Source organism: Ralstonia sp. OTU4908 (assembly GCF_038440115.1).
Taxonomy (GTDB): domain Bacteria; phylum Pseudomonadota; class Gammaproteobacteria; order Burkholderiales; family Burkholderiaceae; genus Ralstonia; species Ralstonia pickettii.
Genome location: NZ_JASATD010000032.1, coordinates 13,103 through 29,524 on the forward strand (window position 1 = coordinate 13,103; position 16,422 = coordinate 29,524).

The window sequence follows — 16,422 nt, forward strand, 5'->3', positions numbered from 1 at the left end:
GCCTCTGGCATGCGGGCTTTTTTTTTCGAGGCTGGCGGCTTACCGGTGCGCCAGGATGTTCACGACGTTGCCGAACGGATCACGCACGTAAAAGCGGCGCACGCCCCACGGCTCATCAACGAGCGGGTAGACGATTTCCAGGCCCAGCGACACGGCACGCCTATGCACCGCATCCACATCGTCCACCTCCACCGACAGCGCCGGCACCGGTGTGCCGTTTCCACCTTCGCTGGCAATGCTGACTTGCGGCGTCATGGTGGCGGCCGTGTCGGCAAAGGTGACGATCCAGCCGTGGTCCATCACGGCTTCCAGATCGAGCAGTTCGGCATAGAACGCGCGGGCACGTGCCGGGTCGGCTGCATGCAGATTGGGGACGATGCGTCGGACAGCCATGCAGGGGCTCCTTTTTACCGATTCGGTGACGGCATTCTAGTCACGGCTGTGACGCCCTGTTGGCATGCGCACGCGGCGCACATCACGTAAAGTGGCGGGCACTCGAACTACAGAGACGCGCACGCCATGGAATTCCTGCAATCGCTGCTGGCACCCCGCCTGCAAAACGTTGAAACGTCCGCCATCCGCGAACTGTTCAAGGTGCTCGGCAAGCCGGGCCTGATCTCGTTTGCGGGCGGCTTTCCTGACTCGGCCCTGTTTGACGTGGAAGGCCTGAAGGCCGCGGCCGACAGCGCGCTCACCACCGACGCCGCCCGCGCGCTGCAATACGGCGCCACCGAGGGCTTCGAGCCGCTGCGCGAGGCCATCGTCACGCTGATGAAGGCGCGCGGCGCCAACGTCGCCAACACCGACATCCTCGTCACCACCGGGTCGCAGCAAGGGCTGGATCTGCTGGGCAAGGTGCTGATCGGTGAAGGCGACACAGTGCTGACCGAAGCGCCCACCTTCCTCGCCGCCATCCAGGCGTTCAAGCTGTACGGCGCCAAGGTGGCCGGCGTACCGACCGACGGCGACGGCCTGGATGTCGACGCGCTGGAAAAGGTGCTCGCCGGTGGTGGTGCCACCGCGCGCCCCAAATTCCTCTACATGATTCCCAACTTCGGCAACCCGAGCGGCGCGCTGATGAGCCTGGAGCGCCGCAAGCGCCTGCTGGACGTGGCCGTGCGCCACAACCTGCTGATCGTGGAAGACGACCCCTACGGCGATCTGTATTTCGACGCACCCCCGCCGCCGTCGCTGTACGCGCTGTCGCAGCAGACCGACGGCGCACAGGGGCGCGTGATCTACCTGGGCAGCCTGTCGAAGGTGGTGGCGCCGGGCCTGCGCGTGGGCTGGATGATCGCTTCGCAGCCGGTGCTGGGCAACGCGGTGATGGTCAAGCAGTTTGCCGATGCGCATACCTCCACGTTTGCGCAGGCCACGGCCGCTGCGTATCTGCGCAGCAATCGCCTCGAGACCGTGCTGCCGCGCACGCGCGCTGCCTATGCCGAACGCGCACACGCCATGGCCAACGGGCTGCGTGCGCTGCTGCCCGACACCGAACTGACCTTCAACCGCCCGCGCGGCGGCATGTTCCTGTGGTGCACCTTGCCGGGCCGCAATGCCGGCGATGTAGCCAAGATGGCCATCGAACGCGGTGTGGCGTTCGTGCCGGGTGCGGCGTTCTACCCCGTAGACCCGGATCGCTCGACGCTGCGTCTGTCGTACGCCACCTCGTCGCTGGCGCAGGTGGAAGAGGGTGTGCGCAAGCTTGCGCACGCCATCGGCGAGTTCAAGCTGGGCTGACCGCGCCGGCGCAGGCCGCGGTGGCACAGGCACACACCGACGCGCAGCAAGACCCCGCGCTGCTGCGCCGCCTGCTGCGCGCCAAAGACCGCATGGACGCCGCCTCGCACGAGGCGTGGCCTGTGAAGCGGCTGGCCGAAGTGAGCGGCGTGTCAGCGGCGCATTTTGCGCGCTCGTTCAAGCAGGCCTTCGGCATTCCGCCGCACCGCTACCTGCTCACGCGCCGCATCGAGCAGGCCACCACCCTGCTGCGCGACACCGACCTGCCCATCATTGAAATCGCTTACGCCACCGGCTGGGAAAGCCTCGGCACCTTCGGCCGCATCTTCCGCGACATCACCGGGCAGAGCCCGAGCGCGCTGCGCCGCCACGCACAGGCAACCGCGTCGCTGCAACAACTCGACCGCGTGCCCGCCTGTGTGCTGAAAGCGGCGCAGCGGCCCGACCTCGTCACAGCAGTTTCGGAGAAGCGCCGCCAACTGGCGGCGGGTACAAATCCGTCACCCACCAACAACGAGGAGCAGTGATGAGCCAAGGGATCAATGTCGTCGGGCTGTATGTGGATGACCAGGACGCGGCGCTGGCGTTCTATGTCGACAAGCTCGGGTTTCGCGTGCATACCGACGTGCGCAACGGCCCGTACCGGTGGCTGACGGTGCAGCATCCGGAGCAGCCGTCGTTTCAGCTCGGCCTGTTCCAGCCGGGCCCGCCCATCCACGACGAGGCCACGGCGCAGACGCTGCGCGCCATGGTCGCCAAGGGCGCGATGCCGCCGCTGGTGCTGACCGTTGCCGATTGCCGGGCCGCCTATGCGCAACTGCGCGAGCGCGGCGTGGAGTTCACGCAGGAGCCGATCGACCGCTTCGGCAGCGTCGATGCTGGCTTTCGTGACCCGGCCGGCAACGGCTGGAAGATGATCCAGGCCGCTGGGGGTGCAAAGTGAGCGCCCGCAACGCAATCCGCCAGTTCCATCGCTGGGTGTCGATGGCGTTCACGCTCACGGTCATCGCCAACTTTGTCGCCCTGGGGCTGGGCAAGGGTGCGCAGCCGCCGGCGTGGATTACCTATGCGCCTCTGCTGCCGCTGGCGCTGCTGCTGTTCACGGGGCTCTATCTGTTTGCGCTGCCGTACCTGGATCGGCGGGGTGCTCGGCGTTCGACCGGTGATCGGGGGGCGCCCACCGCGGCCATCTGAGCGTGGCGCGTGAGGCTCTGAGGCCCGATTGCCGAGCTCAGACTGTCGAGCGTGAGCCTCGAAGGCTTGGGCACCAAGCTCAACGCCCGGAGCATGACAGTTCGAGGTCGAAAAAATCGGGCTCAGAGGGCCGAGCGCGAGGGGGCGAGGGCCGGACGCCGAGCCTTTGAGGCCCAAGCGTCGACCTCAAAGCCCGGAGCGCGAGTGTTTGAGGTCGAAAATGTCGAGCTCGAACTGTGGAGCACGACGGTTTGAGGCTCGACCACCGGGTTCAGAACCTGGCGCGTCGCGTTCCGCGCCCGGGGGTTCAATGTGCGACCGACGTGGCTGCCGGTTCATCGGCCAGCGCCGCCTCATGCCGCCCACCCATGCGCCACAGCACCACGGCCACCACATGGCACGCGGCGGCGGCCCATCCCAGCATGCCGGGCCCGCCATGCGCCAGCGCCAGCGCGCCAACGCTCGACCCCAGCGCAATCCCCGCATACACGGCCGACGCATGCAACGACAGCGTGATCGGCGACACATCGGGGGCCAGGCGGATCAGCCGCGTCGCCTGCGCCGGGCCGAAGCCCCAGCCGGCCATGCCCCACAGCACGACCGCGCCGATAGCGACGGCGCCGGCCACCGTGCCGTGCAGCACCTGTGCCGACAGCGACAGCACCGAGAAGGCCAGCACGATGCCCGCGCTGCTGACCGCCAGCACGCGCGCCACGCCGGCGCGGTCGGTCAGGTGGCCGCCCAGGCCCGTGCCCAGCGCCGCAAAGCTGCCGACCAGGAACAGCACGATGCCCACGTGCTGCGGCGCGAAGCCCAGCCCCTGCACAAAGAACGGTGCGACGTAGGTGTAGAACGTAAAGCCGCCTGCCGCCCACAGCGTGGACACCGCCAGCGCGCCCAGCATGCCGGGGCGGCGTGCCACGCTCAGGCGTTGCGCCAGCGTGGTCACGCTGTGCGGCAGCGCGCGCGGCAGGCCGAAGGCCAGGCCCGCCGTGGCCAATGCCGACAACACACCGCATGCGATGAATGTCGAGCGCCAGTCGCCCTGCGCCGCAATCCAGGCGCCCAGCGGCACGCCGAGCGCCACTGCCACCGTGCCGCCGCCCGTGATGATGGCCAGCGCCGAGCCGCTGCGCGAGGCCGGCACCAGCGAGGTCGCCACCGCATTGGCCGTCGGCAGAAACACGCCGGCTGCCAGCGCCAGCAACACGCGCGCCGCCATCAACTGTCCGAAGCCGTGCGCGGTAGCCGCCAGCAGGTTGCCTGCCGCAAAGATGGCCAGCGCGCCGATCAGCACGCGTCGGCGGTCCACATTGCCGAGCAGCGTCGCCATCACCGGCGAGCCCACGGCATAGGTGATGGCAAACACGGTGACGAGCTGCCCAGCCGCCGGCACGCTCACGCCCAGGTCTGCGGCCAGCACCGGCAGCAGACCGGCGATCATGAACCCTTCAGTGCCGATGGCGAACGCGCCCAGGCACAACCACCACAGCGATGCCGGCATGGTCGGCTCCTGTCAGAAGAGGAAAGCGGAGAGAGGGGCGGAGCGCAGAGGCTCCGCGAGGATCAGCGCGCGGTGGAGCTGGCCGTCTGGCCCAACAGCACGTTGCGCTCGTCGTCGGAGATGTCTTCGCGGCGGCGCGAGTAGGCGCGCTCGACCCCGGCATAGGCGCGCTGCGTGGCAGGGCGTGCGCCAACGCCTTCGAACCAGCGCTGGAGATTCGGAAAGTCGTTCAGGTCCTGACCATGCCCGGCGTGCGGCACGATCCACGGATAGGCCGCGATGTCGGCAATGGTGTAGTCGTTGCCGGCAATGTAGGGGCGATCGGCCAGGCGGCGGTCGAGCACACCGTACAGGCGGTTCGTTTCCTTGGTGTAGCGCTCGATGGCGTAGGGCACGCGCTCGGGGGCATACACGTTGAAGTGGCCGATCTGCCCGGCCATCGGGCCCAGGCCGCCCACCTGCCAGAACAGCCACTTGAGCACTTCCATGCGGCCGTGCAGGTCGGCGGGCATCAGCTGGCCGGTCTTCTCGGCCAGGTAAAGCAGCATGGCGCCCGATTCAAACAGCACCACGGGGTCGCTGCCTTCGGCCGGGTCGTGATCGACCATGGCCGGGATCTTGTTGTTGGGCGAGATGGCCAGGAACTCGGGCTTGAACTGGTCGCCCCGGCTGATATCGACGGGGATGACGCGGTGCGGCAAGCCGGTTTCGGCAAAGAACAGCGCCATCTTCAGGCCATTGGGCGTGGCGCAGTAGTAGAGGTCGATCATGGCGGGGCCCTCGTGTTCTGTCATGTTGGTTGACAGCGTAGGCGCGCGAGTGGCCTTTTGTAATGTCCAGAAACTGGAATTTTCAGGTGACCACTCACGGGTTGTGCGCCTGTGCGGGTTCCACTGTCTCGCAAGAGCGTGCGTACCATTCCCACGCCGCGGTGCCGCACAGCACGCCCGTCGCCAGCGCGGACACCGCGAGCGCCGGCAGTTCACCCGCCGGCAGCCAGGCGCCGCCCAGCACCACCAGGCCGACAGCATGTGCCGGGCGCAACCGCCCGAAGATCGCCCACTTGAACAGCAGGTTGCCCAGCAGATATAGCGCTGCGCTGCCCAGCACCGCCAGCGTCGTCCCTTCATGGGCGCGGCCCACCGGATGCGCCAGCACGAACTCATCGGCCACGGCCCCGACGATGATGCCGGCCACCAGCACCACGTGGATGTAGGTGTAGGCCAGCCGTGCAAGCCGCCCCGGATCAGCCGAATGCGACATGGTGCGCGCGCCGCGCTCGGCAATCCTGTCGAAATACAGCCACCACATCGCCAGGCTGCCGATGAACGACAGCGCCATCGCCGCGATGTTTTCTGCGGTCCAGTCGAGGCCAGCAAACGTGGATCCCGTCACCAGCACCGATTCGCCGAGCGCGATGATGATGAACAGCGAGCAGCGCTCGGCCATGTGGCCGCCTTCCACGTTCCAGTCGTTGGTGGTGGAGCGGCCCAGGCCCGGCGTGTAGAAGCCTATCGATGGCCCAAGCCATTCGATGACCAGCGCGAAGATCCAGCACGCCCAGCGCACGGAACCGTCCGACAGGCCGCCCGCCAGCCACAGCACCGCAGAGATGCCGAGCCACGTGGCGATGCGCTGGAAGTTGCGCCGCATGGGCAGCGACTCGCCGCGCACGGCCCACAGGAAGAACACCGTGCGGCCGAACTGCATGAACACATAGGCCAGCGCAAAGGCCAGCCCGCGCGAGCCGAACGCCTGCGGCAGCGAGGCCGAGAGCAGCAGCCCGCCCGTCATCAGCACGAGCATCAGCATGCGGATGGCGAGCTTGTCCGGATCGAGCCAGTTGGTCACCCACGACGTGAAGATCCACACCCACCACACCGCCAGCATCAGCAGCAGCGCCTGTGCGCCGCCTTGCAGCGTGAAGTTGCCAATCAGCAGGTGCGAGAGCTGCGTCACCGCAAACACGAACACCAGATCGAAGAACAGCTCGATGTTGGTGACGCGGTGGTGGCCGTGGGCCCCTTCGGGCGCGGGGCGGAGGTAACTGCGGGGCATTGGGTGTCCTCGGTGCGGCCTTGGGGGGGGGCGATCAGGCCGAATGCATGCCGAGCGTGAGCGTGCCTGCGCCCACCATCACCGCGCCGCCCGCGTAGCCGAAGCGGCGCTGTGCGGCCACGCTCGTCAGGCGCTTGGCGAGCAGCTTGGCGGCCAGCGCGTACATCGATGCATTGGCGGCAGCCAGGATGACGAAGGTCGGCAGCAGGATCGCACTCTGCGAGAGGAAGGTCTGCTCGGCCGACATGAACTGCGGCACGAAGGCGACGAAGAAGACGATGCTCTTGGGGTTCAGTGCGGTGACCGTCCAGGCCGACAGGAAGCGGCGGCCCGCGGACTTCCGCTGCACGGGGAGGGTGGCCTCGGGCGCGTCCGCCTGTACGTCGTCCTGCAGGCGGCGTGCGCTGAGAATGGACTTGATGCCCAGATAGACGAGGTACGAACCGCCGATGAGCTTGAGCGCCGTGAAGGCCGCAGCCGAAGCGGCCAGGAGGGCGCCCGCACCGGCAAGGGACACGGCCATGGCGGTCGTGTCGCCTGCCGCCACGCCGGCAACGGTGCTCCACGCCGAGCGGCCACGGTTGGCCAGCGAATCACCAATCACCAAAAGGATGGTCGGGCCGGGGATGAGCAGGATGATGATGCTGGCGCCGATGAAGGCCAGCCAGGTTTGGAGGGTCATGGGGTGGCTCGCTGTGTTGTTGGGGGGGTGGGGAGACAGTTATCCATGAAAAAAATGGGGCGTCAAATGGGGGGGGGTGTTTTTTGTCTTTGGTTTTTGGGTTGGTGGTCCGCCCCCCTTTCGTTCCCTGCCGGGACCGACTTACTTTTCTTTGTCTTGCCAAAGAAAAGTAAGCAAAAGAAAGGCGCGCCCGAGATGGCGACTTCCCCTTGAATTTGTGTGACCGGGCGGAGAGGGAGGCAAACTCGCTGCGCTCAGACAGGCCTCCCTCTTTTTTCCGCCCGCTCACAAAAATTCAAGGCGCCATCAAGGGCCTAACGTCAAAAGAAAAAGGCCAACCCGTCGCGAGGTTGGCCTTGTCGTTTGGGCGTGCGTTTAGTTGGTGTGGCTTTTGTCCATTGACTTTCCTGCCCTAGATGGCGCCTTCAATTTTCGTAAGCGGGCGGAAAAAAGGCGGGGAACTGTCTGAGCGCAGCGAGTTTTCCCCGCCTCCGCCTGGTTACGGAAATTGAAGGAATCTTTCGCCATCTCGGGCGCGCATTTCTTTGCTTACTTTCTTTGGGCAAGACCAAAGAAAGTGAGTCAGCCCCGGCAGGGGATGAAACAAGGGATGCACCACCAAGGCAAAAAACAACCAAAAAACCCCTACCCATGCCTCCGCGCCGCCAACCCCACCCCACTCACCAACAAAACCGCAGCCGCCACTTCAAGCCCATGCGGCCATCGTGCCTCATAGATAAACCCATACAAAAGCGCAAACACCGTCTCGAACACAATCAACTGCCCCGACAGCGTCAACGGCAACTTGCGGCTGGCTGCATTCCACAGGCTGTTCCCGAGCACAGACGCCCCCAGCGCCACGCCCATATTCACCAGCCAGAACATACCCCACGCCGATGCGGGCTGCGCAGAAGCCGTCGCCATGCCGGGCAGCAAGAACGCCGGCACGGCCAGTGCCAGTGACAGCACCCCGGTCGCAACGCCAGTCAACAGCGACCACTCTCGACTCGTGAACTGCGGCCGCGCGCGCAGATACCGCGCATTGCACACCGCATATACCGTCCAGCACGCCAGCGCACCCGCTGCCATCAAGAGGCCGATGAAATAGGTTCTGCCGCCCGCACTCGAATGCATGTTGGGCGCATCCAGATAAATGCACACCACGCCCGCAACCGCCATCAGCAAGGGCAGGGCCAGTTGGCGCAGCGGCAGGCTGCCGCGTTCAGCGGCGCCGGCCAGTGTGACCGTCACGGGCAACAGCCCGACGATGAGCGACACCGGCGCCACGCCTGCGCGCTGCACACCACCGGCCACGCACAGGTAGTAAAGGATGTTGCCCGGCAGCGATAGCAACAGCAGCGCCACCCAATCCCGCCGCGTCGTCTTGCGCCACAGCGTGCGCCACACCGGCAGCGCCAGTACGAGCGAGAGCACGCCGTACAGCACATATCGCGCGGCCGACAGCGCCAGCGGCGAGAACTGCGGCAGCATTTTCGGCGCGACGAAGATGACGCCCCACAGCGCGCCGGCCGCGACGCCGTAGCCGATGCCCGTGAGGTGGTCGCGCCGCGCGTCGTGTTGACCGTGATGCAGCTGCGTTGCAGTGGAGGTGTCGCCAACAGCCATGGAGCGCCTGTCCGAAAAGATCAATCGAACCGGCACTCTGCGCGTGCGCGTGCCGCGCGTCTTGGCGAAGACGGCTGCGCTTTGGAAAAAACGGAAATGGCCGGGTTAGCGCCGCAACGCTGCGGGCGTGACGCCGTGTGCGGCCTTGAGGTGGCGCGTGAGTGCGCTTTGGTCGTAATAGCCGGTGCGCGCGGCGATCTCGGCGATGGGCAGGGCGGTGGTTTCCAGCAGCGTCAATGCATGCCGCAGCCGTACCTGGGCCAGATGCGCATGCAGCGTGGTGCCGTAGGCGGCGCGGAACAGCGTGGCGAGGTGGCGCGCGCTGACGCCCGCTTTTACGGCAAGCGCATCGACCGTGAGCGGCTCCGCGTAGCGGTGCTCGATGGCGTGCCATGCGCGCTCCGCACGCGCATCGGGGCGTGCGCGGATCTGCGTGGATTGATTGTCCGGATGCGCGGCCAGCGTTGCCAGCGCGAGTGACGACCACGCAGTGGCCAGCACCGTGTCGACGATGGGCGCGTCCTGCAGCCATGTCGTCAGTGCGCGCAGGCCGGGCGTGAGCGGAAAGAACACGCGATCGGCCAAGCCGCCCAGGCTGGGGGCGTCCGCGCTTTGCCCGGGGATGTCGAAGACGATGAAACGGTTGGCGCCGCTGGCTTCAAACGCATGCGTGGCGCCGGCCGGAATGAGCGCGGCGTGGTGCGTGTCGACGCGGCCGCCGCGGCCGTCCACGTCCATCTCGAGGATGCCGCGTGCGGGCATCACGACCTGCATGAAGTCGTGCGAGTGTGGGGGCGCGGCGAGGCCGTAAGTGCGGAAGTCCAGCATGGTGCCGCCGAGAATAGCACCGGCACCCGCCCAAAAAAATACCCGGCCACAGATCGTCTGCGTCGGGTCTCGGAACTTTCACGGAAAGAGGATCCGTGAGAAGAGGAACAGGCGCATCGTGCGCCGCCCGCATGACAGCGGCATGTCAGCGGCGCCTGCGTCCTCATTCCTCCTGGATCGTCACCTTGTTGGGATAGAACGCCAGATAGCCGGCCACTTCACGCGCGACGGGCTTGGGCTGTTCGTACGTCCAGACGGCGTTGTCGACGCGCACATCGCCGGCCACGATCGTGTAGTACGACGCATCGCCCTTGTACGGGCAATGGGTGTGATGCTGCGTGCGCTCCAGCAGGTTCATCTGCACATCGTCGCGCGGGATGTACTGCACCGGCGGGTACGATGCCTCGCGCAGCGTGCGCGCCAGGTGCGTGCTGGCAATGGTGAAACCATTGAGCGTTACGGTCACGCGGCGCGGGTTGGACTCGACGGTGATGGGGTGATTCGGATCGATATCGGGCATGCGGCACTCCTGCAGTGCGAGGGAAGACGCTGTCACTGTAGCAAGCGCCGCGCGCGCGTTCCCCTGACTGCCGGTTACTGCTTACCAGTGCGTTTCCGATTCCGGCGTGGACGAGACGCGGTGGATCGCCAGGTCGGCCCCCATGAATTCGGCTTCGCGATCCAGGCGCAGCCCCACGAGCTTGCGTAGCGTGCCGTACACCACCGCGCCGCCGATCAGCGCAATGGCAATGCCGCCTGCCGTGCCCGCCAGTTGCGCCCAGAACGACACGCCGCCCAGGCCGCCGAGCGCCTTCAAACCGAAGATGCCGGCCGCGATGCCGCCCCACGCGCCGCACAGGCCATGCAGCGGCCACACGCCGAGCACGTCGTCGATGCGCCAGACGTTCTGCACGCGCGTGAACATCCAGACAAACAGCACGCCCGCGATGCCGCCGACGGCAAGCGCCCCCAGCGGGTGCATCACGTCGGAGCCGGCGCACACGGCCACCAGGCCGGCCAGCGGCCCGTTGTACGAGAAGCCCGGGTCGTTCTTGCCCATCCACCACGCGGTGAGCGTGCCGCCCACCATGGCCATCAGCGAATTGATGGCGACCAGGCCGCTCATCTTGTCGAGCGTCTGCGCGCTCATCACGTTGAAGCCGAACCAGCCCACCGCCAGCACCCAGGCGCCGGCGGCCAGGAACGGGATGTTGGACGGCGGATGCGCGGCGATGCGGCCGTCGTCCTTGTAGCGGCCGTGGCGCGCGCCCAGCAGCAGCACCGCCGGCAGGGCGATCCAGCCGCCCACTGCGTGCACGACCACCGAGCCCGCGAAGTCGTGGAACTCCGCGCCCGTCACGCTCTGCAGCCAGTGCTGGATGCCGAAGCGCTCGTTCCAGGCGATGCCTTCAAAAAACGGGTAGACGAAACCGACCAGCACGAAGGTCGCCGCCAGTTGCGGCTCGAAGCGCGAACGCTCGGCAATGCCGCCCGAGATGATCGCCGGGATGGCCGCCGCAAACGTCAGCAGGAAGAAGAACTTCACCAGTTCGTAGCCGTTCTGCTGGGCGAGCACATCGGCGCCGGTAAAGAAGTTGACGCCGTACGCGACTGAATAGCCGATGAAGAAGTACGCGATGGTCGACACGGCAAAGTCGACCAGGATCTTGACCAGCGCATTGACCTGGTTCTTCTTGCGGACGGTGCCCAGCTCAAGGAACGCGAAGCCGGCATGCATGGCCAGCACCATGATCGCGCCCAGCAGGATGAAGAGCGCGTCGCCCCCGGTTTTGATGGAGTTCATTGCGGTTGTCGTGCGGGTTGAAGGTCAGCGCCATCCGGGTGCAGGGTTTGCCCACAAATGACGCAAAAAGCGCCGACAGATGCAAAAGTTGTTCCAGCGGTGTGCAAAAAGGTGATGTGGCGCACCATGGTCGTGCGCGGGAGGTCATTGCCCCGCAGCGCGACGGCCGTGGCCCGAAATCGGTGCGTTCGTGCTTTTAATTGGTGCATTTGGCGCTGCACGTGCGCTTTGATGGTGCGTTGCGCCGTTCTGACAGGCGCTACGGTTTGGCGCCGGACACGCTGAACGACGCGGCCACGGCGTCCCACAATGGTTCGTACCGCAAGCGCACGGCGCTGGCCTGCTCGGGCGATGTGGCCAGAGACTGCATGTGCAGCATCAGCAGCGCGCCCTCGGTCGGCACCATGAAGACGCGACCGACCAGCGTGTTGCCGGGGGCGCGCGGGATATTCGGCCCGGGCGATTCGCCGATGTAGCTGGCCCACACGCCGATGCGCCTGCCCAACGATTGCGTACCCCAGCCGAGCAGTCGGCAGGGGGCCGCCACGGCTTGCTTCACGGCATCGCGCATCCAGCGCGGTTCGCGGCTGTCGGGCACGGTTTCGGGGTCGCCTTCGGTGGGGCGCACGATGAGCTCAATGCGCGACAGCCCAGAGCCGCCCTGATTGGCCCATGCGCCGATCGCCACCCGTGCCGGGTCGGGCTTGCGCGGCGCCGTGGGCGGCACGCGTTCCCAAGAGAACGGCAGCCGCAGGGCGAGGCTCGCGCCGCGCGCATTCGGCCAGTCAGACAGGGTCACGGCCTGGGTAAAGCGGCTGCCCAGCTCATCGGCGGGGCGGTCGTCGTAGACCACCGCCAGCAGGGTCTGCAGCGTGGCGCGGTCCTGGCTGCCCTGCGCACGCGCAACCACGCGTTCGGCCAGCGAGTGGGCGGTTTCGGCCGTCTGGGTGGCAACGCCCACGCTGGGCTGGTGGAGGTCCAGCGCGCGCTCGATCAGCAGTTGGCGCTCGTCGTCGGATAGCGGAATGCCGGCGATCAGGCGGCGCGTGCGCGCCAGCGCTTGCGGGAAGGTGTTGTCGAACTGGGTACGGGCGCGGATCAGCTCTTCACGCTGGCCGGGAAAGCGCTGGATGGCGCGGTCGAGCGCCTGCGACTGCACGGTCAGGAACCCAAGCACGCTGATCAGCCCCGGAATGGCGCCGGGCGTGTAGTCCCACGCCAGGGCGTGACCGGACCACGCCAGCAAGGCGGTCAGACACCAGCGCATCGTTGCGCGGCTTGGCATTGGAAGTTCCTCCTATGGCCGGACCCGTTTCCGACCAGAACGCGACTGTAACGATTTGTTTCGATTGTGTGCAAGCTGGGTGTTGCACCGAGATCGGACCGTTCAGGCCGTCCAATTTGCGCAAATGGCTCGGGCAGTCTGCGCCCCTATTTAAGGGAATGGCGCGCATCTCACCGTGAACCCGCAAGGGTAGGCGGGCGAAAAAGTCAGAGCCCGTGCGGCCCGTTGACGAGTGCGTCAAGCCCGAAAATACTGTCTGTTCGACCCGCTGACCGGCACGCTTCGCCTTGTGCGTCGCACAACACATCCAACGCCGGCGCCCCACTTATAGAAGGTGGAGACATGACCGATCTTTCCGCCGCCCGCGCGGCCGATCCCACGCCTGCCAGCGAACCTGGGCTCGCGCGCAACAAGGTGCGCTTCGTGACGGCCGCTTCGTTGTTCGATGGGCATGACGCGTCGATCAATATCATGCGGCGCATCCTGCAGTCGATGGGCTGCGAGGTGATCCACCTCGGGCACAACCGCTCGGTGGACGAGGTGGTGAACGCGGCGTTGCAGGAAGACGTGCAGGGCATTGCCGTGTCCAGCTACCAGGGCGGCCACGTCGAATACTTCAAGTACATGATCGACGCGCTGCGCGCACGCGGCGGCGAGCACATCCAGGTGTTCGGCGGCGGGGGCGGGGTGATCGTGCCGGCGGAGATCCGCGAACTGCAGGACTACGGCGTCGCGCGCATCTACAGCCCAGAAGACGGCCAGCGCATGGGCCTGGCCGGCATGATTGCCGACATGGTGCAGCGCTGCGATATCGATCTCTCCATCCATGCGCCTGCTACCCTTGACCCGGTAGCCAATGGCGACCGCCGTGCGCTGGCGCAATTGGTCACCGCACTCGAGTCGGGCCGCATCGATTCGCCATTGCGTGAAGCCGTACATGCGGCTGCGGCAGCCACGCCGACGCCGGTGCTCGGCATCACGGGCACGGGCGGCGCGGGCAAGTCGTCGCTGACCGATGAGTTGATCCGCCGCTTCCGGCTCGACCAGCAGGACACGCTGCGCATCGCCGTCATCTCGATTGATCCGTCGCGGCGCAAATCGGGCGGCGCCCTGCTGGGCGACCGCATTCGCATGAACGCGATCAATCATCCGAACATCTTCGTGCGTTCGCTGGCCACGCGCGAGGCCAGCCGCGAAATTTCCGACGCGCTGCCTGACGTGATCGCAGCATGCCGCGCCGCCGGATTCGATTTCATCATCGTGGAGACCTCGGGCATCGGGCAGGGCGATGCGGCCATCGTGCCGCATGTCGATCTGTCGCTCTACGTGATGACGCCCGAGTTTGGCGCCGCCAGCCAGCTGGAGAAGATCGACATGCTGGACTTTGCCGATCTGGTGGCGATCAACAAGTTCGACCGCAAGGGCGCGCAGGATGCGTGGCGTGACGTCGCCAAGCAGGTGCAGCGCAACCGCGAGCAATGGCATGCCCGCCCCGAAGATATGCCGGTGTTCGGCACGCAGGCCTCGCACTTCAATGACGACGGCGTGACGGCGCTGTATCACGCGCTGGCCGATCGGCTGAGCGAGCGCGGCATGGCGCTGGCCGAGCGCACGCTGCCACGCACGGCCGGCAAATGCTCCACCAGCCACGACGCCATCGTGCCGCCGGCGCGCGTGCGCTACCTGGCGGAGCTGGCCGATACCGTGCGCGGCTACCATCGCCGCGTCGACGCGCAAAGCCGCCTCGCGCGCGAGCGCCAGCAGTTGCGTGCCAGCCACCGCATGCTGGAGCAGGCCGGCGCCACCGTGCAGACGCTGTCCGCGCTCGACAAGCAGGCGGCCGAGCGCGACGCGCAGCTCGGCGCCGCCGAGCGCAAGCTGCTCGCCATGTGGCCTGACCTGCGCCGCGCGTATTCCGGCGACGAATACGTCGTCAAGATTCGCGACAAGGAAATCCGCACGCAGCTCACGCACACCACGCTCTCCGGCACCACCATCCGCAAGGTCGTACTGCCGCCGTATGAAGACGACGGTGAAGTGCTGCGCTGGCTGATGCGCGAGAACGTGCCGGGCAGCTTTCCGTACACCGCCGGCGTGTTCGCCTTCAAGCGCGAGAACGAAGACCCGACGCGCATGTTCGCAGGCGAGGGGGATGCCTTCCGCACCAACCGCCGCTTCAAGCTCGTCTCCGAAGGCATGGAGGCCAAGCGGCTGTCCACCGCGTTCGACTCCGTCACGCTTTACGGTGAAGACCCGGCGCTGCGCCCCGACATCTACGGCAAGGTCGGCAACTCGGGCGTGTCGATCGCCACGCTCGACGACATGGAAGTGCTCTACGACGGTTTTGACCTGACCAGCCCCGCCACGTCGGTGTCCATGACGATCAACGGCCCGGCACCGACGATCCTGGCGATGTTCATGAACACCGCCATCGACCAGAACCTGGCCAGGTTCCGTTCGGACAACCGGCGAGAGCCGACGCAGGACGAGGAAGCGAAGATTCGCGCGTGGGTGCTGCAGAACGTGCGCGGCACGGTGCAGGCCGACATCCTCAAGGAAGACCAGGGGCAGAACACCTGCATCTTTTCAACCGAGTTTTCGCTCAAGGTGATGGGCGATATCCAGGAATATTTCGTGCACCACCAGGTGCGCAATTTCTACTCGGTGTCGATCTCGGGCTACCACATTGCCGAGGCGGGCGCCAACCCGATCTCGCAACTCGCCTTCACGCTGGCCAACGGTTTCACGTATGTGGAGGCGTACCTTGCGCGCGGCATGCACATCGACGATTTCGCGCCCAACCTGTCGTTCTTCTTCTCCAACGGCATGGACCCGGAGTACAGCGTGCTCGGCCGGGTCGCGCGTCGCATCTGGGCGGTGACGCTGCGCGACAAGTACGGCGCGAATGAGCGCAGCCAGAAGCTGAAGTACCACGTGCAGACCTCGGGCCGATCCCTGCACGCGCAGGAGATCACCTTCAACGATATCCGCACGACGCTGCAGGCGCTGATCGCCATCTACGACAACTGCAACAGCCTGCACACGAATGCCTACGACGAGGCCATTACCACCCCGACGGCCGAATCCGTGCGGCGTGCGCTGGCCATCCAGCTCATCATCAACCGCGAGTGGGGCCTGGCCAAGTGCGAGAACCCGAACCAGGGCAGCTTCGTCATCGACGAACTGACGGACCTCGTGGAAGAAGCCGTGCTGCGGGAGTTCGAGCGCATTGCCGAGCGCGGCGGTGTGTTGGGGGCGATGGAAACCGGCTACCAGCGCGGCAGGATCCAGGAAGAGTCGATGCTGTATGAGCAGCGCAAGCACGATGGCTCGTTGCCGATCATCGGTGTGAATACGTTTCGCAACCCCGACGCCGAGAGCGTGGTGCCGCCGCACATTGAACTGGCGCGCTCCAGCGAGGAAGAGAAGCAGAGCCAACTCGCGCGGCTGCAGGATTTTCATGCTCGGCATGCCGGGGAAGCCCCGGCCATGCTGCAGCGCCTGCAGCGCGCGGTGATTGACGATCAGAACGTGTTTGCGGTGCTGATGGACGCGGTGCGGGTTTGCTCGCTGGGGCAGATCACGCATGCGTTGTTTGAGGTGGGGGGGCAGTATCGGCGGAATATGTAGGGGTTTTTGGTTTTTGGTTTTTGGTTTTCGGTTTTTGGTTTTTTGTTTGTGGTGCATCCCTTGTTTCATCC

15 protein-coding genes are annotated in these 16,422 nt (G+C 66.2%); 5 read left to right on the plus strand and 10 right to left on the minus strand.

The window, feature by feature from the left end; genetic code table 11:
• Positions 1 to 39 precede the first annotated feature (39 nt).
• Positions 40 to 393, minus strand: a complete 354-nt coding sequence (locus tag AAHM38_RS20425) for a glyoxalase superfamily protein (protein WP_004633583.1) — start codon at positions 391 to 393, stop codon at positions 40 to 42.
• 126 nt (positions 394 to 519) lie between these two features.
• Here AAHM38_RS20425 and AAHM38_RS20430 point away from each other — a divergent pair, with 126 nt between their 5' ends.
• From AAHM38_RS20430 to AAHM38_RS20445, 4 genes are read left to right on the plus strand one after another with little or no spacing between them, the layout of a single operon-like run.
• Complete coding sequence (locus AAHM38_RS20430; RefSeq protein ID WP_116577063.1) at positions 520 to 1,740, plus strand: aminotransferase-like domain-containing protein; 1,221 nt, start codon at positions 520 to 522, stop codon at positions 1,738 to 1,740.
• 20 nt (positions 1,741 to 1,760) lie between these two features.
• Positions 1,761 to 2,267: a helix-turn-helix domain-containing protein gene (locus AAHM38_RS20435; RefSeq protein WP_037028009.1), complete on the plus strand. Its 507-nt coding sequence runs from the start codon at positions 1,761 to 1,763 to the stop codon at positions 2,265 to 2,267.
• The gene (locus tag AAHM38_RS20440; protein WP_043412060.1) at positions 2,267 to 2,683 is read left to right on the plus strand and encodes a VOC family protein; all 417 of its coding nucleotides are present in this window, start codon (positions 2,267 to 2,269) and stop codon (positions 2,681 to 2,683) included. Before AAHM38_RS20435 ends, AAHM38_RS20440 begins: the two co-directional genes overlap by 1 nt.
• A complete protein-coding gene (locus AAHM38_RS20445; protein ID WP_116577062.1) occupies positions 2,680 to 2,934 on the plus strand; it encodes a hypothetical protein in 255 nt (84 codons plus the stop codon). The genes AAHM38_RS20440 and AAHM38_RS20445 overlap by 4 nt, the downstream gene beginning before the upstream one ends.
• A 307-nt stretch (positions 2,935 to 3,241) precedes the next feature.
• On the opposite strand, the gene AAHM38_RS20450 is transcribed toward AAHM38_RS20445, so the two are convergent.
• From AAHM38_RS20450 to AAHM38_RS20490, 9 genes are all read right to left on the minus strand, one after another.
• The gene (locus AAHM38_RS20450; protein WP_116577061.1) at positions 3,242 to 4,438 is read right to left on the minus strand and encodes an MFS transporter; all 1,197 of its coding nucleotides are present in this window, start codon (positions 4,436 to 4,438) and stop codon (positions 3,242 to 3,244) included.
• Positions 4,439 to 4,500: 62 nt separating this feature from the next.
• Positions 4,501 to 5,208, minus strand: a complete 708-nt coding sequence (locus AAHM38_RS20455) for a glutathione binding-like protein (protein ID WP_116577070.1) — start codon at positions 5,206 to 5,208, stop codon at positions 4,501 to 4,503.
• 94 nt (positions 5,209 to 5,302) lie between these two features.
• Complete coding sequence (locus tag AAHM38_RS20460; RefSeq protein WP_116577060.1) at positions 5,303 to 6,496, minus strand: low temperature requirement protein A; 1,194 nt, start codon at positions 6,494 to 6,496, stop codon at positions 5,303 to 5,305.
• A 34-nt stretch (positions 6,497 to 6,530) separates the two neighbouring features.
• Positions 6,531 to 7,178 carry a LysE family translocator gene (locus tag AAHM38_RS20465; RefSeq protein ID WP_116577059.1) on the minus strand — a complete coding sequence of 216 codons (648 nt, stop codon included), beginning with the start codon at positions 7,176 to 7,178 and terminating at the stop codon, positions 6,531 to 6,533.
• Positions 7,179 to 7,823: 645 nt separating this feature from the next.
• Positions 7,824 to 8,804, minus strand: coding sequence for a DMT family transporter (locus AAHM38_RS20470; protein WP_116577058.1), 981 nt, complete (start codon positions 8,802 to 8,804; stop codon positions 7,824 to 7,826).
• Between the two features lie 105 nt (positions 8,805 to 8,909).
• Positions 8,910 to 9,632, minus strand: a complete 723-nt coding sequence (locus AAHM38_RS20475; RefSeq protein WP_116577057.1) for an AraC family transcriptional regulator — start codon at positions 9,630 to 9,632, stop codon at positions 8,910 to 8,912.
• Positions 9,633 to 9,795: 163 nt separating this feature from the next.
• Entirely contained in the window at positions 9,796 to 10,152 is a 357-nt protein-coding gene (locus AAHM38_RS20480) for a DUF427 domain-containing protein (protein ID WP_116577056.1), read from the minus strand.
• Positions 10,153 to 10,233: 81 nt separating this feature from the next.
• Complete coding sequence (locus AAHM38_RS20485) at positions 10,234 to 11,436, minus strand: ammonium transporter (RefSeq protein ID WP_116577055.1); 1,203 nt, start codon at positions 11,434 to 11,436, stop codon at positions 10,234 to 10,236.
• Between the two features lie 259 nt (positions 11,437 to 11,695).
• The gene (locus AAHM38_RS20490; protein WP_116577054.1) at positions 11,696 to 12,721 is read right to left on the minus strand and encodes a hypothetical protein; all 1,026 of its coding nucleotides are present in this window, start codon (positions 12,719 to 12,721) and stop codon (positions 11,696 to 11,698) included.
• Positions 12,722 to 13,063: 342 nt separating this feature from the next.
• Between AAHM38_RS20490 and icmF the strand changes: the two genes are divergently transcribed.
• Positions 13,064 to 16,351, plus strand: a complete 3,288-nt coding sequence (gene icmF, locus AAHM38_RS20495; protein WP_116577053.1) for a fused isobutyryl-CoA mutase/GTPase IcmF — start codon at positions 13,064 to 13,066, stop codon at positions 16,349 to 16,351.
• The last annotated feature ends 71 nt before the right edge of the window (positions 16,352 to 16,422 follow it).

Excerpts from the sequence above, each read along its gene's own strand:
- AAHM38_RS20425 (WP_004633583.1), bottom strand. The coding sequence starts at position 393 with ATGGCTGTCCGACGCATCGTCCCCAATCTGCATGCAGCCGACCCGGCA.
- AAHM38_RS20430 (WP_116577063.1), top strand. The coding sequence starts at position 520 with ATGGAATTCCTGCAATCGCTGCTGGCACCCCGCCTGCAAAACGTTGAA.
- AAHM38_RS20440 (WP_043412060.1), top strand. The coding sequence starts at position 2,267 with ATGAGCCAAGGGATCAATGTCGTCGGGCTGTATGTGGATGACCAGGAC.
- AAHM38_RS20450 (WP_116577061.1), bottom strand. The coding sequence starts at position 4,438 with ATGCCGGCATCGCTGTGGTGGTTGTGCCTGGGCGCGTTCGCCATCGGC.
- AAHM38_RS20455 (WP_116577070.1), bottom strand. The coding sequence starts at position 5,208 with ATGATCGACCTCTACTACTGCGCCACGCCCAATGGCCTGAAGATGGCG.
- AAHM38_RS20460 (WP_116577060.1), bottom strand. The coding sequence starts at position 6,496 with ATGCCCCGCAGTTACCTCCGCCCCGCGCCCGAAGGGGCCCACGGCCAC.
- AAHM38_RS20465 (WP_116577059.1), bottom strand. The coding sequence starts at position 7,178 with ATGACCCTCCAAACCTGGCTGGCCTTCATCGGCGCCAGCATCATCATC.
- AAHM38_RS20470 (WP_116577058.1), bottom strand. The coding sequence starts at position 8,804 with ATGGCTGTTGGCGACACCTCCACTGCAACGCAGCTGCATCACGGTCAA.
- AAHM38_RS20475 (WP_116577057.1), bottom strand. The coding sequence starts at position 9,632 with ATGCTGGACTTCCGCACTTACGGCCTCGCCGCGCCCCCACACTCGCAC.
- AAHM38_RS20480 (WP_116577056.1), bottom strand. The coding sequence starts at position 10,152 with ATGCCCGATATCGATCCGAATCACCCCATCACCGTCGAGTCCAACCCG.
- AAHM38_RS20485 (WP_116577055.1), bottom strand. The coding sequence starts at position 11,436 with ATGAACTCCATCAAAACCGGGGGCGACGCGCTCTTCATCCTGCTGGGC.
- AAHM38_RS20490 (WP_116577054.1), bottom strand. The coding sequence starts at position 12,721 with ATGCCAAGCCGCGCAACGATGCGCTGGTGTCTGACCGCCTTGCTGGCG.
- icmF (WP_116577053.1), top strand. The coding sequence starts at position 13,064 with ATGACCGATCTTTCCGCCGCCCGCGCGGCCGATCCCACGCCTGCCAGC.